This window comes from Streptomyces albidicamelliae (genome assembly GCF_025642175.1).
GTDB classification, from domain to species: domain Bacteria; phylum Actinomycetota; class Actinomycetes; order Streptomycetales; family Streptomycetaceae; genus Streptomyces; species Streptomyces albidocamelliae.
This window is the reverse complement of the sequence record NZ_CP106795.1, coordinates 6,768,226-6,792,050: the sequence shown is the minus strand read 5'-3', so window position 1 is coordinate 6,792,050 and position 23,825 is coordinate 6,768,226. Positions and strand designations below refer to the sequence as shown.

At 73.2% G+C, this 23,825-nt stretch carries 21 protein-coding genes and 1 pseudogene; 16 read left to right on the top strand and 6 right to left on the bottom strand.

Annotated elements, in window-relative coordinates; all coding sequences use genetic code 11:
* The first annotated feature begins 19 nt into the window (after positions 1-19).
* Positions 20-1,897 (top strand): exo-alpha-sialidase, encoded by a 1,878-nt coding sequence (locus N8I86_RS30705; protein WP_263279202.1) that lies wholly within the window; start codon positions 20-22, stop codon positions 1,895-1,897.
* Here N8I86_RS30705 and N8I86_RS30700 read toward each other — a convergent pair.
* Positions 1,847-2,863, bottom strand: coding sequence for a bile acid:sodium symporter family protein (locus N8I86_RS30700; protein ID WP_198960364.1), 1,017 nt, complete (start codon positions 2,861-2,863; stop codon positions 1,847-1,849). The genes N8I86_RS30705 and N8I86_RS30700 overlap by 51 nt on opposite strands.
* 209 nt (positions 2,864-3,072) lie before the next feature.
* Here N8I86_RS30700 and N8I86_RS30695 point away from each other — a divergent pair, with 209 nt between their 5' ends.
* The 3 genes from N8I86_RS30695 (at position 3,073) to N8I86_RS30685 (ending at position 7,033) form a co-directional block, all read left to right on the top strand.
* Positions 3,073-3,942, top strand: coding sequence for a LysR substrate-binding domain-containing protein (locus N8I86_RS30695; RefSeq protein ID WP_263279201.1), 870 nt, complete (start codon positions 3,073-3,075; stop codon positions 3,940-3,942).
* A gap of 321 nt (positions 3,943-4,263) precedes the next feature.
* The gene (locus N8I86_RS30690) at positions 4,264-6,090 is read left to right on the top strand and encodes an AMP-dependent synthetase/ligase (protein ID WP_263280174.1); all 1,827 of its coding nucleotides are present in this window, start codon (positions 4,264-4,266) and stop codon (positions 6,088-6,090) included.
* Positions 6,091-6,196: 106 nt separating this feature from the next.
* Complete coding sequence (locus N8I86_RS30685) at positions 6,197-7,033, top strand: aldo/keto reductase (RefSeq protein ID WP_073891706.1); 837 nt, start codon at positions 6,197-6,199, stop codon at positions 7,031-7,033.
* A gap of 86 nt (positions 7,034-7,119) precedes the next feature.
* Here N8I86_RS30685 and N8I86_RS30680 read toward each other — a convergent pair whose 3' ends face one another.
* Positions 7,120-7,731: an antibiotic biosynthesis monooxygenase gene (locus tag N8I86_RS30680; RefSeq protein WP_073891708.1), complete on the bottom strand. Its 612-nt coding sequence runs from the start codon at positions 7,729-7,731 to the stop codon at positions 7,120-7,122.
* 208 nt (positions 7,732-7,939) lie between these two features.
* Here N8I86_RS30680 and N8I86_RS30675 point away from each other — a divergent pair, with 208 nt between their 5' ends.
* The gene (locus N8I86_RS30675) at positions 7,940-8,647 is read left to right on the top strand and encodes a glycoside hydrolase family 75 protein (RefSeq protein WP_123440256.1); all 708 of its coding nucleotides are present in this window, start codon (positions 7,940-7,942) and stop codon (positions 8,645-8,647) included.
* Positions 8,648-8,662: 15 nt separating this feature from the next.
* Here the strand turns inward: N8I86_RS30675 and N8I86_RS30670 are convergent, their stop codons facing one another.
* The 4 genes from N8I86_RS30670 to N8I86_RS30655 form a co-directional block, all read right to left on the bottom strand.
* Entirely contained in the window at positions 8,663-9,364 is a 702-nt protein-coding gene (locus N8I86_RS30670) for an SDR family oxidoreductase (RefSeq protein WP_263279200.1), read from the bottom strand.
* Between the two features lie 385 nt (positions 9,365-9,749).
* Positions 9,750-10,667, bottom strand: coding sequence for a class I SAM-dependent methyltransferase (locus N8I86_RS30665; RefSeq protein ID WP_073891712.1), 918 nt, complete (start codon positions 10,665-10,667; stop codon positions 9,750-9,752).
* 87 nt (positions 10,668-10,754) lie between these two features.
* Positions 10,755-11,501: a class I SAM-dependent methyltransferase gene (locus N8I86_RS30660; protein ID WP_263279199.1), complete on the bottom strand. Its 747-nt coding sequence runs from the start codon at positions 11,499-11,501 to the stop codon at positions 10,755-10,757.
* 5 nt (positions 11,502-11,506) lie between these two features.
* Positions 11,507-11,812, bottom strand: a complete 306-nt coding sequence (locus tag N8I86_RS30655; RefSeq protein ID WP_073891716.1) for a 4a-hydroxytetrahydrobiopterin dehydratase — start codon at positions 11,810-11,812, stop codon at positions 11,507-11,509.
* A 156-nt stretch (positions 11,813-11,968) separates the two neighbouring features.
* Here N8I86_RS30655 and N8I86_RS30650 point away from each other — a divergent pair, with 156 nt between their 5' ends.
* The 11 genes and pseudogenes from N8I86_RS30650 to N8I86_RS30600 all read left to right on the top strand — a co-directional run bounded on the left by N8I86_RS30650 (position 11,969) and on the right by N8I86_RS30600 (position 23,824).
* Positions 11,969-12,802: a helix-turn-helix domain-containing protein gene (locus N8I86_RS30650; RefSeq protein WP_073891718.1), complete on the top strand. Its 834-nt coding sequence runs from the start codon at positions 11,969-11,971 to the stop codon at positions 12,800-12,802.
* A 98-nt stretch (positions 12,803-12,900) separates the two neighbouring features.
* Positions 12,901-13,764 (top strand): helix-turn-helix domain-containing protein, encoded by an 864-nt coding sequence (locus tag N8I86_RS30645; protein ID WP_123440253.1) that lies wholly within the window; start codon positions 12,901-12,903, stop codon positions 13,762-13,764.
* A 121-nt stretch (positions 13,765-13,885) separates the two neighbouring features.
* Positions 13,886-14,572, top strand: coding sequence for a hypothetical protein (locus N8I86_RS30640; protein WP_263279198.1), 687 nt, complete (start codon positions 13,886-13,888; stop codon positions 14,570-14,572).
* Entirely contained in the window at positions 14,572-15,066 is a 495-nt protein-coding gene (narJ, locus tag N8I86_RS30635; RefSeq protein ID WP_073891724.1) for a nitrate reductase molybdenum cofactor assembly chaperone, read from the top strand. Before N8I86_RS30640 ends, narJ begins: the two co-directional genes overlap by 1 nt.
* An 88-nt stretch (positions 15,067-15,154) precedes the next feature.
* Positions 15,155-15,314 (top strand): annotated as a pseudogene (locus tag N8I86_RS30630) (respiratory nitrate reductase subunit gamma); the annotation flags it as partial.
* 52 nt (positions 15,315-15,366) lie between these two features.
* The gene (locus tag N8I86_RS30625; RefSeq protein WP_073891726.1) at positions 15,367-16,251 is read left to right on the top strand and encodes an LLM class F420-dependent oxidoreductase; all 885 of its coding nucleotides are present in this window, start codon (positions 15,367-15,369) and stop codon (positions 16,249-16,251) included.
* Positions 16,252-16,490: 239 nt separating this feature from the next.
* Positions 16,491-17,753: a phenylacetate--CoA ligase family protein gene (locus tag N8I86_RS30620; RefSeq protein ID WP_263279197.1), complete on the top strand. Its 1,263-nt coding sequence runs from the start codon at positions 16,491-16,493 to the stop codon at positions 17,751-17,753.
* Positions 17,750-19,030, top strand: a complete 1,281-nt coding sequence (locus tag N8I86_RS30615; protein ID WP_263279196.1) for an MFS transporter — start codon at positions 17,750-17,752, stop codon at positions 19,028-19,030. Before N8I86_RS30620 ends, N8I86_RS30615 begins: the two co-directional genes overlap by 4 nt.
* Entirely contained in the window at positions 19,027-20,163 is a 1,137-nt protein-coding gene (locus tag N8I86_RS30610; protein ID WP_263279195.1) for a GNAT family N-acetyltransferase, read from the top strand. Before N8I86_RS30615 ends, N8I86_RS30610 begins: the two co-directional genes overlap by 4 nt.
* Positions 20,160-21,326, top strand: coding sequence for a LuxE/PaaK family acyltransferase (locus tag N8I86_RS30605; RefSeq protein WP_123440247.1), 1,167 nt, complete (start codon positions 20,160-20,162; stop codon positions 21,324-21,326). The genes N8I86_RS30610 and N8I86_RS30605 overlap by 4 nt, the downstream gene beginning before the upstream one ends.
* Complete coding sequence (locus tag N8I86_RS30600; RefSeq protein ID WP_263279194.1) at positions 21,323-23,824, top strand: acyl-CoA reductase; 2,502 nt, start codon at positions 21,323-21,325, stop codon at positions 23,822-23,824. The genes N8I86_RS30605 and N8I86_RS30600 overlap by 4 nt, the downstream gene beginning before the upstream one ends.
* Position 23,825 lies beyond the last annotated feature (1 nt).

The following is a 23,825-nucleotide window of genomic DNA, read 5'->3' as shown; positions in this document are numbered from 1 at the left end:
ACGAAGGGCAGGTCGCACCGTGCCGTCAGGTCTTCGGGTCCGTACCGCCTCCGCACTCGCCACCGCCGCCCTCGCGGTGACCGCCCTGTTCGTGTCCCTCGCCCCGGCTCCCCCGGCGGCGGCCCAACCCTCCCGGGCGGCGCCGGAGTTCGAGCAGCAGGTTCTCTTCCGGGCCTCCCAGGACCCGGGTTACGCCTGTTTCCGCATCCCGGCGGTCGTCCGGACCACCGACGGCACGCTGCTGGCCTTCGCCGAGGGGCGCGTCCTCAACTGCGGCGACGCGGCCGACATAGACATCGTGGTCAAGCGCTCCACCGACGGCGGCCGCAGCTGGGGCCCGCTGCGGGTGGTCACCGAGGGCGCCGGGGACACCCACGGCAACCCGGCACCGGTCGTGGACCGCGACACCGGCCGGATCTGGCTGGCGGAGACCTACAACACGGGCCGTACGGACAGCGCGAGCTGCTCGGTCCCGTGCGACCGCACCCCGCATCTCCAGTACAGCGACGACGACGGACTGAGCTGGTCCGCCCCGCGCGACCTGAGCCCCGAGATCCTGCCCGCCGACTGGAACTCCTGGTACGCCACCGGGCCCGTGCACGGCGTCCAGCTCACCCGCGGCCGGTACGCGGGACGCCTGGTCTTCGGGGTCAACACCGAGACCTGGGACGGCGGCCGGGTCAGCGCCAACCACGCCGCGCTCGTCGTCAGCGACGACCACGGCGGCCACTGGCGGATCGGCGCGAGCGACACCTGGCCCATCGCCGCCGACGGCACCTTCCGGCAGAAGCCGTCCGAACTCACCCTCGCCGAGCGCGCCGACGGCTCGCTCCTGGTCAGCGGCCGGGAGCAGGACGGCACCGATCCGGGCCACCGCACCCAGGCCGTCAGCCGGGACGGCGGCACCGGCTTCACCGCGCCCTTCCGCGACCTGCCCGACCTGTACGCCCCGCAGGTCCAGGGCTCGCTGCTGCGCCTCGGCGACCGCCTGCTGCTGGCCTGCCCCGGCGACCCGGACCGGCGCCGCACCATGATGGTCCGGTCCTCGTACGACGGCGGCCGCACCTGGGAGGGGGCGGACCGCGGCACGGTCGTCACCACGGACTGGTCCGGCTACTCCGACCTGGTCCGCGCGGGCCGGGACACGGTCGGCCTGCTCTACGAGGGCGGTGCGGTGGACGCCCGCGACGAGATCCGCTTCGCCCGCTTCACCGAGGACTGGCTCGCGCCGCGCCGGGGCCCCGACCCGGTCACCGCCGACCTCGCCCGGCACGCACGCCCTGCCCTCGTCCTGGGCGGCGCCACGGAGACGGACGGCGTGTCCGGGGGCGCGCTGGAGTTCGACGGCACCGACGACGCCGTACGCCTGCCGTACCGCGACGGGCTGCCGCTCGGGTCGGGGAACTTCACGGCGTCCCTCTGGTTCCGGTACACCGCCACGAGCGGGGAGCAGCCGCTGCTGTGGATGGGCGGGATCGGCACCAGCCAGCCGCAGGTCTGGGTGCGTGGCGAACCGGCCTCCCACCGGGTGCAGGGCCTGATCACGGTGCGGGACGGAGCGGCGGCGCCGCGGACCGTGTCCGTGCGCACGGACGACGCGTACAACGACGGCGCCTGGCACCACCTGGTGCTGCGCCGGGGCGGCGGCCGGCTGTCGCTGTCCGTCGACGGCACCGGGTCGTCCGCCGACGACGTCCCGGGCTCCGTCAGCCGCAACTCTCCGTTCGGCGTGCACGTCGCCCAGCGCATGGACGGCCGCGCCTTCTTCACCGGGGCCATCGACGAGGTGCACGTGTGGGACCGGGCGCTCACGGACGAGGAGCTGGCGGACCCGGCCCCGCGGCGGTCAGCGAAGGGCACGGTGCTGTGGCTGCCCCTGGACCGCGTCCGCGGCTGACTCCCGCGCCGGGTCCGGGGTCTCCTCCGGATCGCGGGCCCGGCGTTTGGCGATGACCGCGCACACCATCAGCTGCATCTGGTGGAAGAGCATCAGCGGCAGCACGGCCAGGGAGGCGTGGGCGCCGAACAGCACGCCGGCCATCGGCAGACCGGAGGCGAGGGACTTCTTCGACCCCGCGAACTGGATGGCGATGCGGTCCTCCCGGCCGAACCCGAGCGCCCTCGCGCCGTACCAGGTCAGCAGGAGCATGACGGCCAGCAGCACCGCCTCGACGGCGAGCAGCGCGGCCAGCCGTACGACGCTGACCTGGTGCCAGATGCCGCGGGTCATGCCCTCGCTGAAGGCGGTGTACACGACCAGCAGGATCGAGCCGCGGTCGACGAACCCGAGGATCTTCTTGTGCCGGGTGACGAATCCGCTGATCCAGGGCCGCAGCAGCTGCCCCGCGAGGAACGGCACCAGCAGCTGGAGCACGATCTTCACCAGCGAGTCGGCGGAGAAACCGCCGCCGCCGTTGCCGAGCAGCGCCGCCGCGAGCAGCGGGGTCAGGAGGATGCCGACGAGGGACGAGAAGGAGCCCGCGCAGATCGCCGCGGGCACGTTTCCGCGGGCGATCGAGGTGAACGCGATGGACGACTGGATCGTGGACGGCACCAGGGTCAGGAACAGCAGGCCCTGGTAGAGGGGCTGGGTCAGCAGGGCCGGCACCAGTCCGCGCGCGGCCAGGCCGAGCACCGGGAAGACGACGAAGGTGCAGATCAGCACGGTGCCGTGGAGCCGCCAGTGCTTGAGCCCGTCCAGTGCCTCGCGGGTGGAGAGCCGGGCGCCGTAGAGGAAGAAGAGGAACGCGATCGCGGCCGTGGAGGCACCCGAGGCCACATCGGCGCCGACACCGCGGGCCGGCAGCAGCGCCGCGAGGCCCACCGTCCCGAGCAGCAGGACGATGTACGGGTCGATCGGCATCCAACTCGGCCAACGAAGGCGTGTCACGGTGCTCCGATTGCTGTGCGGGTCTGTGCGGGCCCATGCGGGCCTGTGGGGGTCCGCGCGTGCCGTGCGGTCCCGGGGCACGGGGCCCTCCTCCATCGTCCTCCGCGGGCCGCCGATCGGGAATCCCGCACACCACTCTGACTGTCATCGTGTTCCGTGATGGGCGGGTAGGCTCGGGAGGCGTGTACGAGCCGACGCATCTGCGTACGTTCCTCGCGGTGTCCCAGACGCTGAGCTTCACCCAGGCCGCCGCCCGGCTGGGGCTGCGCCAGTCCACGGTCAGCCAGCATGTGCGGCGGCTGGAGGACGCGGCCGGCCGGCAGCTGTTCTTCCGGGACACCCACTCGGTGGAGCTGACCGAGGACGGCGAGGCGATGCTGGGCTTCGCCCGCCGCCTGCTGGAGGTGCAGGAGCAGGCGGCGGCCTTCTTCACCGGCACGCGCGTGCGGGGCCGGCTGCGGTTCGGCGCCTCGGAGGACTTCGTGCTCACCCGGCTGCCGGAGATCCTCGAGGGCTTCCGTCACGACCATCCCGAGGTCGACCTGGAGCTGACGGTGGAGCTCTCCGGCATCCTGCACGAGCGGCTGGCCGCCGGGAAGCTGGACCTCCTGCTGGCCAAGCGGCGCCCCGAGGACCCACGCGGCGAGCTGGTCTGGCGCGACGACCTGGTGTGGATCGGCGCGGAGCGGCTGCGGCTGGACCCGGACCGGCCCGTGCCGCTGATCGTGTATCCGCCGCCCGGCCTCACCCGCGCCCGCGCGCTGGAGGTCCTGGAGCGGCAGGGCCGCGACTGGCGCATCGCGTGCACGAGCGGCAGCCTCAACGGGCTGATCGCGGCGGCCCGCGCCGGCCTCGGGGTGATGGCCCACTCCCGGCGGCTGATCCCGCCCGGTCTTGTCCGGCTGCCCGACCGGGCCGGCCTGCCGGATCTGGGCAAGGTCGACTTCGTCCTGGTGCACGGCAGGCGCCGGGACACGACGGCGGGCGCCGCGCACGCCCTGGCGGCCGCGATCCTCTCCGGAGGCGCGCGCCTGCGGCGGCACAGCGACTGACCGGCGGTGCACGCCTGCGGCCGGCACAGCGGCTGACCGGCGGCGACGGCCGACGTGGCCACCGCGCCTTTCGTGGGCCGCCACGCCGTAATCGGCGCGTACAGATTCGGTGGAGATTACGGTGCCGAAACTTACTGACCCGTCAGTATTGTGTCCGTCCCTTCCCCATGTGGGGGCATTTTCCGGCCACCGTGCTGGGAAAACGTGAGGTTTGCTAGGTTTCCGACCCCCTCCCGCCCGGCGGAACCGTGGGGTAGCTTTCACGGCGCTGTGCCGAGCGTCACGGGCGTGCCCATGCAGCGAGGATCGGGGAGCGAGGTTTTGCGCGAGTTCACCAACCCGCCGTTGGCGTCGGGGCCGCCGGTGGGCGGTCTGGCCGATGTCGTCTTCGAGCATGCCCTGACGGACCCGCTGCATGTCGCGCTCGGCCGCAAGGGCACCGCCGGAGAGTGGCGCGATGTGACCGCCGCGGAGTTCCGCGACGAGGTCGTCGCCCTCGCCAAGGGCCTCCTCGCCGGCGGGATCCGTTTCGGCGACCGGGTCGCCATCATGTCCCGCACCCGCTACGAGTGGACCCTGTTCGACTTCGCCCTGTGGTCGATCGGTGCCCAGGTGGTGCCGATCTATCCGACCTCGTCGGCCGAGCAGTGCTTCTGGATGCTCTACGACGCCGAGGTGACGGCGGCGGTCGTGGAGCACGAGGACCACGCGATGACCATCGCCACGGTCATCGACCGGCTGCCCCGGCTGCGCCAGCTCTGGCAGCTCGACGCGAACTGCGTTCAGGAGCTGTACGACGCCGGGGCGCACGTCGACGACGAGGTGGTGCACCGGCACCGGCAGGCGGTCACCCCCGACTCCGTCGCGACGATCATCTACACCTCGGGGACCACCGGCCGCCCCAAGGGCTGCGTCCTGTCGCACGCGAACTTCATGTTCGAGGCGGACACGATGATCCAGCGGTGGGAGCCGGTGTTCCACACGAAGAAGGACAGCGAGGCGTCCACGCTCCTGTTCCTGCCGCTCGCGCACGTCTTCGGGCGGATGGTGGAGGTCGCCGCCGTCCGCGGCCGGGTCCGCTTCGGCCACCAGCCGCAGCTGCACGCCGCGGCCCTGCTGCCCGACCTGGCCGCGTTCAGGCCGACCTTCATCCTGGCGGTGCCGTACATCTTCGAGAAGGTGTTCAACGCGGCCCGCCGGAAGGCGGAGAAGGAGGGCAGATCGGGCCCGTTCGAGAAGGCGGTCGACATCGCCGTCAAGTACGCCGAGGCCGTCGAGGCCAAGGCGTGGGGCACCGGGCCCGGTCCGTCGGCGGGGCTGCGCATGCAGCACCAGCTCTTCGACAAGCTCGTCTACTCCAAGGTGCGCGCGGCGATGGGCGGCCGGATCCGCAACGCGATGTCGGGCGGCTCCGCGATGGACCGCCGGATGGGCCTGTTCTTCGCGGGCGCCGGCGTGCAGATCTACGAGGGCTACGGCCTGACCGAGTCGACGGCCGCCGCCACCGCGAACCCGCCCGAGCGCACCCGCTACGGCAGCGTCGGCCAGGCCATCCCCGGTGTGACCGTGCACATCGCCGACGACGGGGAGGTCTGGCTGCACGGCGGCAACGTCTTCCAGGGCTACCTCAACAACCCGAAGGCCACCGACGGGACCCTGCACGACGGCTGGCTGGCCACCGGCGACCTCGGCGTGCTGGACGAGGACGGCTATTTGACGATCACCGGCCGCAAGAAGGAGATCCTGGTCACCTCCGGCGGCAAGAGCGTCTCACCCGGTGTCCTGGAGGAGCGGGTCCGCGAGCATCCGCTGGTCAACCAGTGCATCGTCGTCGGCAACGACCGCCCCTACATCGCCGCCCTGATCACCCTCGACCAGGAGGCCGTGGAGCACTGGCTCCAGATGCGCGGCAAGCCGGGGATGCCGCCGGCGCAGCTGGTGCACGACGCGGACCTGGAGACGGAGGTGCGGCGCGCGGTGGTCGCCGCGAACACCCTCGTCTCGCAGGCCGAGTCGATCCGCACCTTCCGCATACTGGCCCAGCCGTTCACCGAGGAGCACGGTCTGCTGACCCCCTCGCTGAAGCTGAAGCGCAAGGCGATCGAGAAGGCGTACGAGAAAGAGGTCGACGCGCTGTACCGGACCTGACGCATCCGGTTCGGCCCGGCCGATCGCGGCGTCAGGAATGCATTGCGGGCCGTGATCGTTGACCATAGGAGAGCCACCTGTAGACAACCGAAGGATCAAGAAGCTCGTGAGCAGCAAGGTCCCCCCGATCATCCTCAACAACGGCGTCGAGATGCCCCAGCTGGGCTTCGGCGTATGGCAGGTGCCGGACGACGAGGCCGAGCGGGCCGTCGCCACGGCACTGGAGGCCGGGTACCGCAGCATCGACACAGCGGCGATCTACGGCAACGAAGAGGGCACCGGCAAGGCGATCGCCGCCTCCGGCCTGCCCCGCGAGGACATCTTCGTCACCACCAAGCTCTGGAACAGCGACCAGGGTTACGACGCCGCGCTGCGCGCCTTCGACGCGTCGCTGGAGCGGCTGGGTCTGGACTACCTGGACCTGTACCTGATCCACTGGCCGCTGCCGTCCCGGGACACGTACGTCGACACCTACAAGGCGTTCGAGAAGCTGCACGCCGACGGCCGGATCCGGGCCATCGGTGTGTCCAACTTCCTCCCCGAGCACCTGCGGCGCCTGATCTCCGAGACCTCCGTGGTCCCGGCGGTCAACCAGATCGAACTGCACCCGCACCTGCAGCAGCACGCCGCGCGCGAGCTGCACGCGGAGCAGGGCATCGCCACCGAGGCCTGGTCCCCGCTCGGCCAGGGCAGGGGCCTGCTGGAGGTGCCGGCGATCGTCGCGATCGCGCAGAAGCACGGCCGGACACCGGCCCAGGTCGTACTGCGCTGGCACGTCCAGCTCGGCAACGTCGTCATCCCGAAGTCCGTGACGCCGTCCCGGATCCAGGAGAACATCCAGGTCTTCGACTTCAGCCTGGACGACGAGGACCTCGCGGCGATCAGCGCCCTCAACGAGGACCGGCGCCTGGGTCCCGACCCGGCCGCGTTCGACATGGCCTGAGGCCCCGATGGCCTGAGGCCCCGGGAATCACGCGAGATCACCCCGTGCGCCCCGCCGGACCGGCGGGGCGCACGGCCGTCTCCGGCTCACTCCGCCCGCGCGTCCGTGTGCACGACCTCGAACTCCTCCAGGCAGACCACCGTCACGTGCGCCTTGGCCGCGCCCTCGTGCCGGGCCGCCGCCTGGCCGGCGCGGGACGCCGCGAGGTGGCGGCGGTCGGTGAAGAACGTGCCGACCAGCCCGCGCCCGTGCTCCCGGTCCAGGAACAGGACCGCTCGCGCCAGACCGGGCAGCGTCTCGTACCGGGGCACCACACTGGAGTGGAACGTGTCGGCGAACAGGTCGGCGTCCACCGGTTCGAACTCCACCCGGCTCAGGCGCAGTCCGCCGCCCGCCGTGGGGTGCTCGATCGAGTGGAACACCGCGACCTCGTAGTTCTCGACCGCGACGGTGCCCGCGAAGGGTTCCAGCAGCGCGGGCCGGCGCTCGCGCATCACCTCGTCGCTGTTGTGCCGGGCCTCCTCGGAGTCCCACCAGCTCACCGTGAGCAGTTTCCCGAGTTCCCGGTCGACGTAGACGTCCGCGCCCCGGTATCCGGGCCGCTCCTCCAGCAGGTCGCGTCCCTCGGAGTTGAGGGCCCGGATCGCCGTGTCCAGCTCGGCCGGATCGCCGGTCGCGTACACCGTGCGTACGAACATGGAACCCCTCGCCTCCCGGTGCGGTGACCACTGACAGGGTCGGACACTTCCGGAACATCCGGTGCATCCACTCTTGCCCAAGTCACAATTCGCCGCAATCGGCGCCGGTTTCGTGACTTCACCCCGGAGGGTTGACGCGAACATGCAAGCAGGGCCATTTTGTACGACACTCGGTAAGGAAACTTTCCTAACAGAAGGGTCCCCCACAGTGCGTCTTCGATCACTGACCCTCACCGCGGCTTCCGGGGCCGCCCTGCTCGCCGCCGGAGTCCTCCCCGCGAACGCGTCGGCGACCTCGGCACCCCGAACCACCCCCGCATCCGCTCAGGAAGGCACCGTGAGCGCCTCCGACCTGCTCGCGAAGGTGACGTCCTGCTCCCAGATCTCCAACGGCAAGTACAAGACGGACGACGAGACCTCGGCCACGGTGCCCGTGTGCGGCAAGAACGGCGCGGTGTTCTGGAAGGCCGACATGGACATCGACTGCGACGGCCAGCGCACCACCAACTGCAACGAGGACCGCGACCCCTGGTACCAGGACGACACCGCCTTCCACCAGTCCGACGGCAAGCCGCTGAAGGCCGAGTCGCTGCCGTACGTGGTGGTGCCCAGCTCCAGCAGCATCTGGAACTACTCCGGCGCGGGCATCAAGGGCGGCGGTGTGGTCGCCGTGATCTACAACAACAAGGTCGAGTACGCCGTCGTCGGCGACACCGGCCCCACGAAGATCATCGGCGAGGCGTCGTACGCCACGGCGAAGGGGCTCGGCATCGACTCCGACCCGGCCACCGGCGGTGTCGACTCGGGCGTGACGTACATCCTCTTCAAGAACTCCAAGGTGTCCCCCATCGAGAGCCACAGCGCGGCGGTGACCCTCGGGGACCAGCTGGCCAGGCAGTTCCTCGCGAACAACTGACGACGTCCGCGTACGTCAGTTGGGCTGCCCCAGCGGGCGTACGACCACGGTGTTGACGTCGACCCCGGCCGGTTGCCGGATCGCCCAGAGGACCGAGTCGGCGATCTGGTCGGCGGTGAGGAGACGCCCCGGCGGCAGGCTGCCCAGGCCGTCCCAGAACGGGGTCTCCACCCGGCCGGGGGCGACCAGGGTCACCCCGATACCGAACTCGGTGACCTGCCGCCGGGTGTTCTCGGCGAGTCCGGTGACGGCCCACTTGGTCGCGCCGTAGAGGTTGCCGGGTGTGTTCACGAACCCGGCGACGCTGCCCACCAGCACGATCCGGCCGCGGGTCTCCTTCAGCGCCGCCACGGAGGCGCGGACGAGGAGGGCCGGGCCGAGGACGTTGGTGAGCACCATCTCGGTCCAGCCGGCCGGGTCGCCGTCCGCGACGGAGTCGTGGGTGGCGACGCCGGCGTTCGCGACGACGGTGTCGAGCCGGCCGTACGCCTCCAGCGTGCGGCCGACCGCGTCCCGCACGTCGTCGTACTCCGCCGCGCTGCCGACCACAGTCAGCAGCCCGTCGGGATTCCCCAGCTTCTCGGCGAAGTCCCGCAGCCGCCGCTCCCCGCGCCCGGTGACGGTGACCCGGTACCCGGCGTCCAGCAACTGCCGCGCGACGGCGGCGCCGATACCGCTGCCCCCACCGGTGATGAGCGCGACCGGAGAGTCGTTCATGTCTTCCCCCTGTGTCTCGGTGAACTCCGCCCAGCCCACCACTTGAAGAGCACTCGAAGTCAAGTGGGACGGCGCGCGGGCGTCACGGGACGCCGACGCCAGGGGGCTCAGCCGCCTCGCCGCCTCCCGGCACGACATTGCCGGGGCGGCACGGTGATCCGGCGTGAGCCGGGTGGCCCGCGGCGACCGACGGCACCGGCCGGTGGCCGGGGCGGGGCCTCGTGCCGGGCCCGGCGGGCCGGCCGGGCGCGGTCTCGCGGCACCGCGACCCGAGTCGCGGCCCCCGGCCGGACAGGAGAGGGCGCGCCGGACCAGCAGAACCGCCGGGTGTGGCGCGTCAAGACCCTCGCCCGGGCGGCAGCCCCGCCGGACTGGACTGGGCCGGTCAGAGGGGGCGTACCGCTGCGTGGACCGTGTAGGCGCTCAGGATGAAGGCGTCCGGCCTGCGGTGGACGCTCGCCGGGTCCGCCGGGTCGAGCAGGCGGTCCAGCGTGGCGAGGTCGTCGGCGTCGAGTCCGTCCCCGATGCCGTCGCGCAGCCGGGCCAGGTGCGAGGCGATGTAGGCGCGGGCCCGGTCGCTCAGCGGGGCCGGGAGGTCGAGCAGGAAGCTGCGGGTGCGGGCGTGCCGGAGGCCGGCGGCGGTCAGCAGGGCCGGCCAGTCCTCGATCTCCGCGACGGAGCCGGGCAGGTCGGCCCGCATCCGGGCGAACCACTCCTCCTCCAGCACGTCGATGCGCGCCGACAGCCCGGGGCGGCCGATGCCGATGTCCCGGGGCAGGAGGCGGGTGGGCAGGCCGCCTTCGAGGAGGGCCAGCGTGCCGCCGGGCGCCAGCCGCTCGGCGAACGCGGTGAGCCCGGCGCGCTGGTCGCCGAGGTGGTGCAGACTGCGGCTGGCCCACAGCAGATCGGCCGGATATTCCAACTCGCCCAGCACGTCCGGAAGTTCACCGGTCAGGGTGTCGAAACGGTCGGCGACGCCCTGCCGGGCGGCCCGGGCGCGGGCGCGCTCCAGCAGCGGACCCGCACTGTCGACGGCGAGGACGCGGGCGCCGGGGAACGCCTCGGCGAACAGGCACGCGACGACTCCGGGGCCACTGCCCGCGTCCACGATGAGCCCCGGCTCGGTCACCTCCTTCGCGAGCCAGGCCATGGCCCGCTCGTAGACGGGCGAGAGCAGTTCCGCCTGCGCCTCCAGCAGGGAGCCCATCTCGTTCCAGTCGATGTCCGTGCCCGAGCCGTGCCCGTGGCCGTGCCGGTGACCGTGGGCGGAACGGTGCTCGGTGCCGTGGTGGTCGTGCGCCATGTGGGTCAGCCTCTCGTCCGGGTGCCGCCAGCGTGCGACGGCGCACCGGCCGGGGGCCAGCCCCGTTGCCGGTACGGCAAATCCCGCTCAGTCCGCCACCGGTTTCCGGAAGGCGCGCAGGTGGAACACCGGGTCGGGGCGGGGACGGTCCTGGTCCGGCAGCCGGGCCAGGCGGGCGGCGAACCCCTCGGTGCGCGGCTCGCCCGGCGGAAGCATCGTGAACCAGCCGCGGCGCAGGTCGGCGATGGTGGCGCGGGGGCTGCGGCCCTGCCCGGCCCCGGGGAACGAACCGCGGCCCGCGGGCCGGAGTCCGTGCCCGGCGGCGTGCGCGGTGACCGGGCCGGCCGCGTCCGCGGCGGGGCGGCGCGGACGCCCGGTGAGGACGGCGTCGATGTCGCTGCCGACGTCGTGCGCCGCGGCCTTGTCGACGGTGGTGACGTAGACCCCGCCGGGCCGCAGCACCCGGGCGCACTCGGCGATGGTGGCGCGCACGCCCTCGGGGTCCAGCAGGTGCAGCAGCCACACGGTGGTGACCGCGTCGACGCTGCCGGTGCGGAAGGGCAGGCGGCGGCTGTCGGCCCGGACGACCGCGCCGGGCAGCCGGGCCGAGGACGTACGGACCATGGCGGGGGTGAGGTCGGCTCCCGTCACCCGCAGCCCGGGGCGGGCGGCGGCGAGCCGCCGGGTGACGATCCCGGTGCCGCACGCGACGTCCAGGAGCCGGCCCGCGGCGTCGGGTATCAGGCCGAGCAGGGCGTCGGTCGCCGCGGCGGCTCTGGCCTCGCCGCCGCGGGAGCTGTCGTAGTGCCGGGCTTCCTCGTCGTAGTCGAGCACGCCCCTCAGTGTGCGCCGTGGGCCGGGGCGATGTCCTCCACCCTGCGGGCGAGGTCGAAGTCCTTCTCGGTGACGGCGCCGCCCGCGCTGTGCGTGTTCACGCTGAGGGAGACGGTGTTGTAGCCGAGGGTGAGGTCGGAGTGGTGGTCGAGCTCGTCCTGGATGCCGGCGACGTGCATCACCAGTGCGGCCGCCGCGAAGTGGGAACCGAGGCGGTAGGAGCGGGTGAGCCGGTCACCGTCGGCCGACCAGCCGGGCAACTCGGCCAGCCGGTCCTCGATCTCCTTCTGCGACAGCGGTTCGACGGCCATGGCGGGGGCTCCCTTCGGGGCGGGGGGTGTCCCTCTCGGGGGAAAGCGGGTACGTCCTCAGCCTGCCACGTCGGGAGCGTCCCCACTCCGCCGACGCGGCGGGCCCCGGCCGCCGCTCCTCCGCCGGCCGGGTGCGCCTCGACTAGGGTCGTCGGTATGACCACTGTCGCGTCCGGTCCTCCCGCATCCGGGTCCGCCGCCGTCACCGACAAGGGTGTCGGCCCGATGCTGCGCGCCTGGCGGGAGCGGCGCCGGATCTCCCAGCTGGAGCTGGCGCTGCGGGCCGACTCCTCCGCCCGGCACATCAGCTTCGTCGAGACCGGCCGGTCCCGGCCGAGCGAGGAGATGGTGCTGCGGCTCGCCGAGCACCTGGAGGTGCCGGTGCGTGAGCGCAACTCCCTGCTGCTGGCGGCCGGTTACGCCCCGCGCTTCCCCGAGACCCCGCTGGACGACCCGGCGCTGGACGCGCTGCGCGACGGCATGGAACGCCTCATCGTGGGCTACGAGCCCTACCCCGCCCTGGTGGTGGACGCCGGCTACACCGTGGTCGCGGCGAACCGGGGCATCGCGATGCTGCTGGAGGGCGTGCCGGAGGAGCTGATGGCACCGGCGCCCAACGCGATGCGCCTGACCCTGCATCCCGACGGGCTGGCGCCGCGCATCCGGAACCTGCGGGAGTGGCGCGGGCACCTGCTGGCGCAGATGGAGCGGGAGATCGCCCTCCAGCGCTCCGAGCGGCTGCGCGCCCTGTACGAGGAGGTGTCGGCCTACCCGGTGCCCGAGGACGCGCACGACGGCGAACCGGCCGAGCCCGTCCCCTATTTCGCGCTGCCGCTGCGGATCGAGCACGACGGCCGCATCCTGTCCTTCGTGTCGTCGATCTCCACCTTCAACACCCCGATGGACGTCACGGTCGCGGAGCTCGCCATCGAGACCTTCCTGCCGGCAGACCCGGCGACCACCAAGTACCTGCATTCACTGGCGGGTTGACGAAGGAGCCCGGAACCGGGTCCTCTCGACCGCGTGTGCGAGACGGCGTCCCGTGGCAGACTGCCCGCGTACTTCCGGCGCGTAGGGGAGGGCGTGGCGTGAGTGAGCGGCGTGCCGCGCCCACTGTGGGTCAGGTGGTGCTCGGGAAGCGGTTGCAGGAGCTGCGCGAGGCGTCCGGGCTGAGCCGCGAGGAGGCCGCGCGGGTGCTGCGGGTGGCGTCGGCCACGGTGCGGCGCATGGAGATGGCCGAGGTCGCGCTCAAGATCCCCTACGTGCAGGTGCTGCTGGACGCCTACGGGGTGGCCGAGGACGAGGCCGCCGCGTTCGTGGGGCTGGCCGAGGACGCGAATCAGCCCGGCTGGTGGCAGCGGTTCCACGACGTGCTGCCGGACTGGTTCAGTCTGTACGTCAGTCTGGAGGGCGCCGCCCGGGTCATCCGCTCCTACGAGCCGCACTTCGTGCCGGGGCTGCTCCAGACCGAGGCGTACGCGCGTGCGGTGATGGAGGCCGGGACGATCGGGCAGACGGTGCCGGAGACGATAGAGCGGCACGTGTCACTGCGCATGGAGCGGCAGACGCTGCTGGAGCGTGACGATCCGCCCCACCTGTGGGTGATCATGGACGAGACGGTGCTGCGGCGCCCGGTCAGCGTGCGGCCCGAGGTGATGCGCGGCCAGCTGGACCGGCTGCTGGAGTACGCGGAGCGCGACCGGGTCACGCTGCAGCTCGCCGAGTTCGCGTCGGGCCCGCATCCGGGGACGTACGCGCCGTTCACGCTGTTCCGGTTCGCCGAGCCGGAGCTGCCGGACATGGTCTTCACGGAGTACCTGACAGGCGCGCTCTACCTGGACTCGCGCCGGGAGGTCGCGGCGCATCTGGAGGTGCTGGACCACATGACGGCCCGGGCGGCCTCGGCACAGCGCACGAGGAAGCTGCTGCAGGAGTGCCGCGAGAGACTGTGAGACCACTCCCCCGGCCGAACGTCCGTCCCCGGTGACCCGATGACCCGTACGGGTCTGTGAACGGGTGCGCTCCGGTGCCCGCCCCTAGGTTCGAACCACAGGGCGAGGCCGAGGAGCGCAGGTGACCGACACGCACATACCGCCCGGGGAGCCCGGCGCGGCCCTGCCGGCGGCCGGGCGGTTCTTCCGGCCCGGCACGCCCGCGGCCGACCTGCACAGTCTCACGCTGACCGGCGGCCGGGAGGGGGACGCGTTCCACCGGGACCGGTGGAGCCGTGACAAGGCCGTGCACTCCACGCACGGGGCGTCGGTGGGCCCGGACCGGCCGGAGTACGAACCGCGGGGCTGCCCGCGCGGTGCCGCGTTCTCCTGGTACACCTACTCCCCCACCCGGGTGCGCCACCCGTACGTCAGAGGCGTGCTGCTGGAGATGTACCGGGAGGCCAAGGGCCGGCTGCGGGACCCCGTGGTGGCCTGGGCGGACATCCTGGACGAGGAGCCGGACACCTGCGCCGCAGAGGCGGTCGGGACGGCGCCGCGGGAGATCGAGGAGATGTACCGGCTGCCGGCGATCGCCAAGTACGAGGACCGGTACGTCATCCCCACCGCCGCCGTCGGCGACGCCCGCCGGCTGGAGGAACCGGCCCTGCCCGAGGGATGCAGCCTGGAGTACGAGGGCGGCCCCGGCATGGGCGGCGACGGCCCGTTCGGGCAGGACTCCGGCCGCAGGAACCTGCCGCTGGTGTCCGTGGAGAACCTCCGTCTGCTGCGCAGACGGCAGACGTCCGACGACACGGAGGAGGCGTGATGCCCGCGGACGCGGTGCTGTACCAGGCGGCGGCCCTCTGCCTGACCTACCCGGACGACGACTTCGTGGCCCGGCTGCCGCTGCTGCGTGAAGCCGCCCCGCAGCTGCGGGAGTTCACCGACCACGCGGCCGTCACCCCGCTGCCCGAGCTGGAGGCGCACTACGTGCAGGTCTTCGACCTGCGCAACCGGCACAGTCTGTACCTCAGCTGGTGGCACGACGGCGACACCCGGCGGCGCGGCATGTCCCTGGCGCGCTTCAAGGAGGTCTACCGCGAGCACGGGCTGGAGTTCACCGGCGAGGAGCTGCCGGACTTCCTGCCGGCGGTGCTGGAGTTCACGGCGCGCACCGGCGAGACCGGGCTGCTGACCGGGCACCGGGACGGTCTGGAGCGGTTGCGCGCCCGGCTCGGCGAGCACGGCACGCCGTACGCCAGTGTGCTGGACGCGGTGTGCGCCGCGCTGCCGGCCGCACGGTGCGGGGTGCGCCCATGACCACCCTGCTGTGGGGCGCCCTGCCGTACACCGCCTTCGCGCTGCTGGTCGCCGGTCTCCCAGGTACGTCCTGCTTCTGGGGGCCGTGGTGCTCGGCATGGTGGTGATCGCGTTCGTGCCGTACAGCCGTCCGGTGCACATGTTCGGCGCGCCGGTGCAGTACCTGTTCCGGCCGTACGTGGTCTACCGGGCCCGGGACCCCCGGCAGTTGGGGCCGCGTGGAGCGGCGCGGCTGGGAGCGGCAGGGCGGTCAGGGCCCCTTTCCGGGCGGCCGTGGGCAGACGAGTCAGGAGGCGGCGCATGCGGGTGGCCCTGCACGCCCTGGGCATCGGGCACGGCGCCCGTCCGGAGGTCGTCCGGGCGGTCGCGCGGGCGGCCGAGGCGCACGGGTTCGCCCGGCTCTGGGCGGGTGAGCACGTGGTGCTGGTCGACGCGCCGGTCTCGCGGTACCCCTACTCCGACGACGGCCGTATCGCCGTCCCGTCCGACGCCGACTGGCTCGACCCGCTGCTCACGCTGAGCTTCGCGGCGGCGGTGACCGAACGGATCGGGCTCGCCACGGGGGTGCTGCTGCTCCCGGAGCACCAGCCCGTCGTGGTGGCCAAGCAGGCGGCGACGCTGGACGTGCTGTCCGCCGGGCGGCTCACCCTGGGGGTCGGCATCGGCTGGTCGGCGGACGAGTTCGCCGCGCTCGGCGTCCCGTTCGCGGGCCGGGGCCGGCGGACCGAGGAGTACCTCGCCGCGATGCGCGCAGTGTGGCGGGACGACGTGGCCACCTTCGAGGGGGAGTTCACCCGCTTCCGGGACATCAGGGTCAACCCGAAACCGGTGCGGGAGCGGCGGGTCCCGGTGGTGATGGGCGGCAACGGCGACGCGGCCCTGCGCCGGGCCGTGACGCTCGCGGACGGCTGGTACGGCTTCAACCTCTCAACGGCGCAGGCTCTGGAGCGGGCGTCCGTGCTGGCCGGGCTCTGCGCGGCGCGGCGGCGTCCGACGGACGCGCTGACCGTGGCGGTCGCCCTGACCGACGCCACTCCCGCCGTGCTGCCCGAGCTGGCCCGGGCCGGTGTCACCGAGGTGGTGGTCGTCGGCGCGCCGCCCGGGACACCGGACGAGGCGGCCCGCTGGGTCGGCGGTCTCGCCGCACACTGGTTGAACGGTGGCCATTCCATAAAGGCCACTTGAGGGGTATTCAACAATTACTTATGGGAGTGGCCGCCCGGCGGGATTCCGAAGTGCCACTGCTCACATGCGTAGTTGCCACGCAAGTGCGTCCCGGATTCTGAGATATCCTTCTGGTCCGGCACCCCTTTTCCGCGGGTGGACCGTTGATTCGTATTTTCAACGACTTTTCTTTCGACGACTCTTCGCACCGCCGTCCGCCTTTCTCGCGCCGACGGTTCCACGCCTTCGAGCAGGAATTGATGCCCGTTCAACCACTGGCGGAGCTCATACGCTTCGCACGCCTCAACTCGCCCTTCTACCGGGAGCTCTACGCCCATCTGCCCAGCCATGTGGCGGACCTCACCGAACTCCCGCTGGTTCCCCAGGCCGACTTCTGGCGGGCCAACTCCCCCCGTGACAACACGCTGCTGACCGCCCCTCTGGAAGAGGCCGTCGTCTTCCGCAGCGGCGGCACCACGGGATCGCCGAAGTTCTCCTGCTACACCCGCGACGAATGGCGCGAGTTCACGGCCGCGTTCGGCGCCGGAATCGTGAACGCCGGCCTGCGGCCCGGACACCGGGTGGCCGACCTGTTCTACGCGGGCGACCTGTACGCCAGTTTCAGCTTCGTCCTCGACTCGCTGCACCGCTCCCCGGTCGCGAACGTGCGCCTGCCCATCGGCGGCGCGGCTCCCTGGGAGTCCACGACGGCCACGCTGGAGGAGTTCCGGGTCCAGGTCGTGGCCGGCACACCCACCACCCTGTGCGCGCTCGCCGAACGCCTCGTCGCCGCCGGCCGGACACTGCCGGACGTGGAGCTGCTGTTCTTCGGCGGGGAATGCCTCTTCGGCGACCAACTGCCGCTGCTGCGCGCCGCGTTCCCCAGCGCCGAGGCCCGCTCGCTCGGCTACGCCAGCGTGGACGCGGGCCTGCTGGGCGAGGCCGTACCTGGCGGCGATCCACGCGTCCACCGGGCCTTCGCACCGCACACGGTGGTCGAGATCGTCGACGAGGAGAGCGGACAGCCGATCCGGCGGGCCGGTGTGCCGGGGCGGCTCGTCGTCACCGACCTGCGCAGACGGCTGATGCCCGTCCTGCGCTACCCGGTCGGCGACCGGGCCGAGTGGGTGGACCCGGGCGCCGCCGTCTTCCGCATCCTCGGCCGCGCCGAGGAGGGCGTGCGGGTCGGCCCGGTGACCCTGCACACCCAGGACGTCCACGACATCGTCACGGCCGCCGACACGGCCGGCGATGTCACCGGACTGCAACTCGTGGTGCGCCGCGAGGACGGCCGGGACGGCCTCGTCCTGCGCCTGGCCACGGCCGGACCCGCCCGCCCGGGGGCGGCGCTGGCCGACGCGGTCACCGCCGCGGTCCTCGCCCAGCGCCCGCTCTACGGCAGCGCCGCCGCCGCGGGCCACGTGAACCCGCTCGCCGTCGAGTGGGCCCACCACCGCGATCTGGCCGTCAACTCCCGTTCCGGCAAGCTCGTGCGCGTCGTGGACGAACGGCCCCTGTCATGAGCGTGTCACCGCATCGGCCCCTCGTGCTGCGCAACCCCTCGTTCGGCCGGGTCTGGGCCGGGCAGCTCCTCACCCAGGCGGCCGGCCGGATGTTCCAGGTCGGCGCGGTCTGGTGGCTCGTCGCCGTCGCCGGCGGGGCGCACCGCGGGCTCGGCTCCGGGCTGTTCCTCATGGTCAGCACCCTGCCCGCGGTCGCACTGGCCCCCCTGGTCGCCCGGATCGTCGCGGGCCGCGCGCACCGCACGGTCCTGGCCGGCACGGCGGCCACGGCGGGAGTGGCGGCCGCTGCCGCCGCCGCGGCCGCGCAGGCCGGGGCGCTGCCCCTGGCCGCCGTCTACGCCGTGGGACTGGTGCTCGCCGCCTGCCAGGCGGTGTTCGACCCGTGTCTGACGACCTCCGTGCCCGAACTCGTGGAGGACGCCGACATCGAGGCGGCCACCGGCTTCGAGCTGTCCACCCAGTCGGTCGCCGGGCTCGGCGGCGGGCTGCTCGGCCCCCTCGTGGTCGACTCCGGCGGCCTCGCCGGTGTCGTCGCCGGATGCGCGGCCGCCTATCTGCTCGCCGCCCTGCTGGTCGTCTCGGTCCGCTTCCCGCACGCCGGGACGGCGGCCCAGGACCCCGCCGGCGCTCCCGCGCCACCGCGGCGGACGCTGCGCCGGATCCTGGCCGGGCTGCCGTTCATCCGCCGGATCCTCATCTGCTTCGCCGCCGCCAACGTCTGCACCACGGCCGTCTTCGTCGTGATGCCGCTGTACACCCGCGGTGTCCTGCACTCCACCGGATCCACCGTCGCCCTGCTGGAGGCCGCGCTCGGCGCGGGCACGCTCGTCGGGTCCTTCACCGGCGCCCGTGTGCCGGGGCGCCCGGTCGTCATCGGCAGCGTGTGCCTGGCCGGGACGGCGGCGGCCCTCGCCCTGCCGGGCCTGGTCGCCGCCCGCCCGGTCGCGCTCGGTGCGCTCGCCGTCGTCGGCTGGTGCGTCGGCGTGATCGGCGTCCGGTTCGTGGCGCTGTTCCAGCGCCTGGTGCCCGCCGAGGACAAGCCGGGGTTCTTCGCGGTGATGCAGGCGCTGCTCGGCGCCGCCTTCCCGCTGTCCTCCCTCGCCTTCGGAGTGCTCGGCGACCACCTGACGGCCCGTGTGCTCTGCCTGGTGCAGGGCGCCGGTCTGGCGCCGGTGGCCGTGGCGCTGTGGTGGCTCGGCGGCCGGACGGGCACCGACGGGACGACGGCACCCGCCGAAGCCGTACCGGCGCTCGCGACGGCGGGTGAGCGGTCGTGAGCGTCGTCCTCGCCCCCGCCGCCCTCCAGGACGTGGCGGAACTGCGGCAGTTGTACTTCGACGTGTACGGGCACGGCTACCCCGTGCCGCTGGGCAGCGACCCGGCCGTCATGCGCCGGCTGATCACCGGCGGCAGCGACCACTGGCTGACCGCCCGCACGCCCGGCGGTGCCCTGGTCGGCTCCGCGGTCGTGCAGACCGATCCGGGCAGCCGTATCGGCAAGCTCCTGGGCCTCGCCGTGCATCCCGGCCACCGCGGCGGCGGTCTCGCCTCTCGGCTGACCGGCGCGGTCTGCGACGAGGCCTTCGCGACCGGCCTGCTGGACTCGGTGTACGCCACCGTCCGGGTCGTCACCGAGGGCCCGCAGCACGTCGTCGTGCGCAACGGCTTCCGCCCGCTCGGTCTGCTGCCCAACGCCGTCGAGGTCGACGGGTGCGAGACCCTCGCGCTGTTCGCCCGCTACGCCGACGGCGTGCTGGACCACCGCGCCCCCGTGCCGCACGTCCCCGAACGCCTCTCGGAGCTGCTGTCCGCCGCCCGCGCGGGCGTCGGCATCGACTACGCCGGCACCGGCCGCCTGCCGGCCCGCGCCCCGCTGCCCACCGCGCCCGGTGCCGAGCCGATCGAGCTGATCGCCGCCCCGGCGTTCGTGCGCCGCCGCTTCCTGGAGCACTTCCCCGACGCGGGTGACCGCTTCTTCCCGCTGCACACGCCCAACGCGGTCCTGGTGGCCGCCGACGGCAGCTTCGAGGCGTACGCCGATCTCGACCCGGTCGCCGGCAGCTGTGCCCTCGTCGCCGTCCATCCGCGTCCGGCCGCGGTCAGCGGCGCGCTGGAGCCGCTGATGACCGCGGTCACCCGGGCCGGCGCGGACTACGCCGAGACGCTGCTGCCGCTCGCCGACACCGCGGCCCTGGACGTCTTCCTCGCCTCCGGCTTCGTACCGAGCGCGGTCTATCCGGCCATGCGCCGCATCGGCGACCGGCTCCACGACTACGTCGTGCTGTCCCGTACCAGCCGTCAGATCGACTTCCGCGCGACGGCCGCCGGGCCGCTGCTCCAGCCCTACCTCGGCGCCTACCTGAGCGCCTGGACCACCACCTACCTGCCCCTTCACGAGGTGTCCAGTTGAACCCCCATCTCGCTCCCGTCGAGGTCCCCGACCCGGCGGCGCTCGGCCGTGTGCAGGCGCTGTGCGACCTGGCCGAGCCGTACGCGTCCGGAGCCGGACCCGACGCCCTGTTCGCCGCCGCCATGGCCGAGACGCACGCCTGGCACGCCGAACGCTCCGCCTTCTTCGCCGGTCTGCTCGCCGATCCGCCCGAGGACCCGGCGCCCACCATCGGCGCGGGGGTGCGCGCTCCACTGGTGCCCGCCGCCTTCTTCAAGCGCCACGAAATCCTCTCGATCCCCCGCGACGAGGTGTTCCTGCACCTCACCTCCTCGGGCACCACCGGTCAGAAGTCGCAGATGTTCTTCGACGAGTGGACCATCCGCTCGGCACAGCGCATGGTGGCCCGGATCTTCGACCACTACGGCTGGATCACCCCAGAGCAGCCCGTCAACTACCTGCTCTACAGCTACGAGCCCGCGCCGTCGCTGAAGCTCGGCACCTCGTTCACCGACAACTACCTGTGCGACTTCGCCCCGGCCCGGCACACCACGCACGCTCTGCGGCACACCGGCGGCGGCCACGAGTTCGACGTGCACGGCTGCATCGCCGCGCTGCGCCGCTACGCCGAGGACGACGTACCGGTGCGCATCCTGGGCTTCCCCGCCTTCCTGTACTTCACCCTGGAGCGGATGCGGGCCCTGGGTGCCGAGCCGCTGCGGCTGCCGGCGGGGTCGCTGGTGATCCTCGGCGGCGGCTGGAAGGGCCACGCCGACCGGGAGATCGGCAAGGAGGCGTTCCGCGCCGAGGTCACCGAGCTCCTCGGCATCCCGGGCGACCGCATCCGCGACACCTTCGGGTCCGTAGAGCACTGTGTGCCGTACGTCGAGTGCGCCCACCACCGGCTGCACGTGCCCGTCTGGTCCCGGGCCGCGGTCCGCGACACCGCGACCCTCAGGCCGCTGCCGTACGGCGAGCCCGGCTTCCTGCACCTGGTCAGCCCGTACATCACCGCCGTGCCGGCGCACAGCGTCGTGATGGGCGACCTCGCCTCGCTGCATCCGGGCGAGGAGTGCCCCTGCCCGTCGCCCACCGACTGGTTCACCGTGCACGGCCGTGCCGGAGTGAGCCGCAACCGCAGTTGCGCGGTCGCCGCCGCCGAACTCATGAAGGGAATGTCGTGACCGCCGTACTCCAACTCTGGCAGGGCGAGTTCGTCGACGACGCCGAGGCGGGCCGGCGGCTCGCGGGGCTGTCCGAGCGGGCCGGGCGCGTCCTGGCCCGCCCGCTGCCCACCGACGTGGTCCTCGACGCCTGCGCCGCCGTCGGCGGCCGGCTCGCCGATCCCGACTCGGACCTGTACGGCCGCCTGGCCGGGCAGCTGCCCGCCGGCGAGGCCGCGGGCGTCCTCGCGGAGCTGGCGGCCGCCCTCACCCGGCAGGCGCTGGAACGCAAGCTGCGCCGGGAGCTGGGCGGGCTGCGTCCGGAGCGCCTGACCCGGCCGGACGCCCGCGCGACGGTCTACGAGTCGTGGGCGCCCGTGGGCCTGCTGGTGCACATCGCCCCGTCGAACGCCGCCGCCGTGGCGCCGCTCAGCGTCGTCGAGGGACTGCTCGCCGGGAACCTCAACGTCCTCAAGACGAGCAGCGCCGACAGCGGACTGGCCACCGCACTGCTCACCGCGCTGGGGGCGGCCGACCCGAGCGGTCTGATCGCCGAACGCGTCGTCGTGCTGCGTTTCGCGTCGTCTCGCCGGGACTGGCTCCGGACGCTGTGCGGGCAGGCCGACGGGATCGCCGTGTGGGGCGGCGAGGACGCCGTGCGCGCGGTGGGCGAACTCGCGCCGCCCGGCTGCCGCGTGGTCGAGTGGGGCCACCGGATCTCCTTCGCCTACCTGACCCCCGGCGCGGCGGCCGACGACGCCCTGCTCGACGCCCTCGCCGACGACGTCTGCCGTTTCGAGCAGCAGGCGTGCTCCAGCCCCCAGGTCGTCTACCTGGACACCGCGGACACGGCGGAACTCCTCGCGTTCGCCGCCCGGTTCGCCGAGCGGCTGGCGAAGGTGTCCGACGCCCGCCCCGCACCGCTGCCCGGCACCGCCGAGCAGGCGGAGATCACCACCGTGCAGCAGCTCGCGCGGCTCGAACAACACCTGGGTCTCACACGGGTGTTCGCCGCCGAGGACGGCTCCTGGCGGGTGCTCGCGGACACCCGTCCGGCGCTCGACGCCTCCCCGCTGCACCGCAGCGTGTGGGTGAAGCCGCTGCCCCGGGCCGAGATCGTCGCGACACTGCGGCCGATGCGCCGCTACCTCCAGACCGCCGCCGTCGGCGGCGACCGGCCGGACCTCGCCGCGCTCTCCCGTGCCCTGCTCGCCGCGGGCGTCACCCGTGTCACCCCGGTCGGCTCCATGCTGGACGGCTACGAGGGCGAACCGCACGACGGGGTCTACGCGTTGCAGCGGTACAGCCGCCGGGTCGGCGTCCGCGCGCCGGGCGCGGACTTCGGCGACGTCGCCTGCCTGGACGACCTGGTGGCGCCCCCGGTGCTGCCCCCGGCCCCGGACGCGCCCCTGCTCGGCAAGGAGGGCGTGCAGCGCGCGCTCGCCACGCTGGACCCGCGCCACGCGCACCTGTACTTCCGCAGCGGAGGTTCCACCGGCGCGCCCGCCCTGTCGGTGTTCACCTGCGACGACTACGACAACCAGATGCGGGCGGCGGCGCACGGGCTGCTCACCGCCGGGTTCGACCCGGCCCGCGACCGGGCGGCCAACCTGTTCTACTGCGGCGGGATGTACGGGAGTTTCATCAGTTTCTTCTCCATCCTGGAGCGGCTCGACGCCACCCAGATCCCGATGGCCGCGGGTCCCGACCACGCCGTGGTGGCCGAGGCGCTGGTCGCCCACCGCGCGGACACCGTGTTCGGCATGCCGTCCTACCTGTGGCAGCTCTTCCACGCGGAGGCGGACCGGCTGCGGGCCTACGGCGGCGTGAAGAAGGTGTTCTACGGCGGCGAGCACTTCACCGACGAGCAACGCCGGGTGCTGCGCGAGGAGTTCGGGGTCGAGACGATCCGGTCGGCCGCGTACGGAAGCACCGACCTGGGGCCGCTCGGCTACCAGTGCACCGCGTGCGAGGGTTCCGTGCACCACGTGCTGACCGACCTGCACACGCTGGAGATCCTCGACCCGCTCCAGGACCGGCCGGTGGCGCCGGGCGAGCCGGGCCGGCTGGTCTTCACCTCCCGGGCCCGCTCCGGTCAGCGGCTGGAGCGCTACGAGATCGGGGACCTGGGGCGGGCCGTGGAGGGGCCGTGCGCGTGCGGCAGCCACGTACCGCGCCTGGAACTCCTCGGACGCCACGGCGACGTGGTGCGGGTCGGCACCTACTTCGTCAACTACCGGCGCGTCCTGCGGGCGGCGCAGGAGCGGCTGGCGTACCACGGCGAGGTGCAGTTGCTGGTCGCCCCCGGACCGGGCCGGGAACTGCTGACGGTCCGGCTCGACGAGCAGTACGCCGGGGACGCGGCCGCCGCCCGCGAGGCGCTGGCCGCCGAGGTCCCGGAGCTGGCCGCGGCCGAGGCCGAGGGCCTGCTGACCGTGGCCGTGGAGACGGTGCCCAGGGCGGCCTTCGCCCGCACGGCGACCAGCGGGAAGCTGCGCACGGTCGTCGACCTGCGGTAGC

Coding starts and splice junctions, on each gene's coding strand:
- N8I86_RS30655 (WP_073891716.1), bottom strand. CDS start 11,812: ATGGCCGTCGAACCGCTGTCGCAGAAGGAGATCGAGGACCGGCTGGCC.
- N8I86_RS30620 (WP_263279197.1), top strand. CDS start 16,491: ATGCCCGTTCAACCACTGGCGGAGCTCATACGCTTCGCACGCCTCAAC.
- N8I86_RS30650 (WP_073891718.1), top strand. CDS start 11,969: ATGACCACTGTCGCGTCCGGTCCTCCCGCATCCGGGTCCGCCGCCGTC.
- N8I86_RS30670 (WP_263279200.1), bottom strand. CDS start 9,364: ATGAACGACTCTCCGGTCGCGCTCATCACCGGTGGGGGCAGCGGTATC.
- N8I86_RS30665 (WP_073891712.1), bottom strand. CDS start 10,667: ATGGCGCACGACCACCACGGCACCGAGCACCGTTCCGCCCACGGTCAC.
- N8I86_RS30680 (WP_073891708.1), bottom strand. CDS start 7,731: ATGTTCGTACGCACGGTGTACGCGACCGGCGATCCGGCCGAGCTGGAC.
- N8I86_RS30625 (WP_073891726.1), top strand. CDS start 15,367: ATGCGGGTGGCCCTGCACGCCCTGGGCATCGGGCACGGCGCCCGTCCG.
- narJ (WP_073891724.1), top strand. CDS start 14,572: ATGCCCGCGGACGCGGTGCTGTACCAGGCGGCGGCCCTCTGCCTGACC.
- N8I86_RS30615 (WP_263279196.1), top strand. CDS start 17,750: ATGAGCGTGTCACCGCATCGGCCCCTCGTGCTGCGCAACCCCTCGTTC.
- N8I86_RS30700 (WP_198960364.1), bottom strand. CDS start 2,863: ATGCCGATCGACCCGTACATCGTCCTGCTGCTCGGGACGGTGGGCCTC.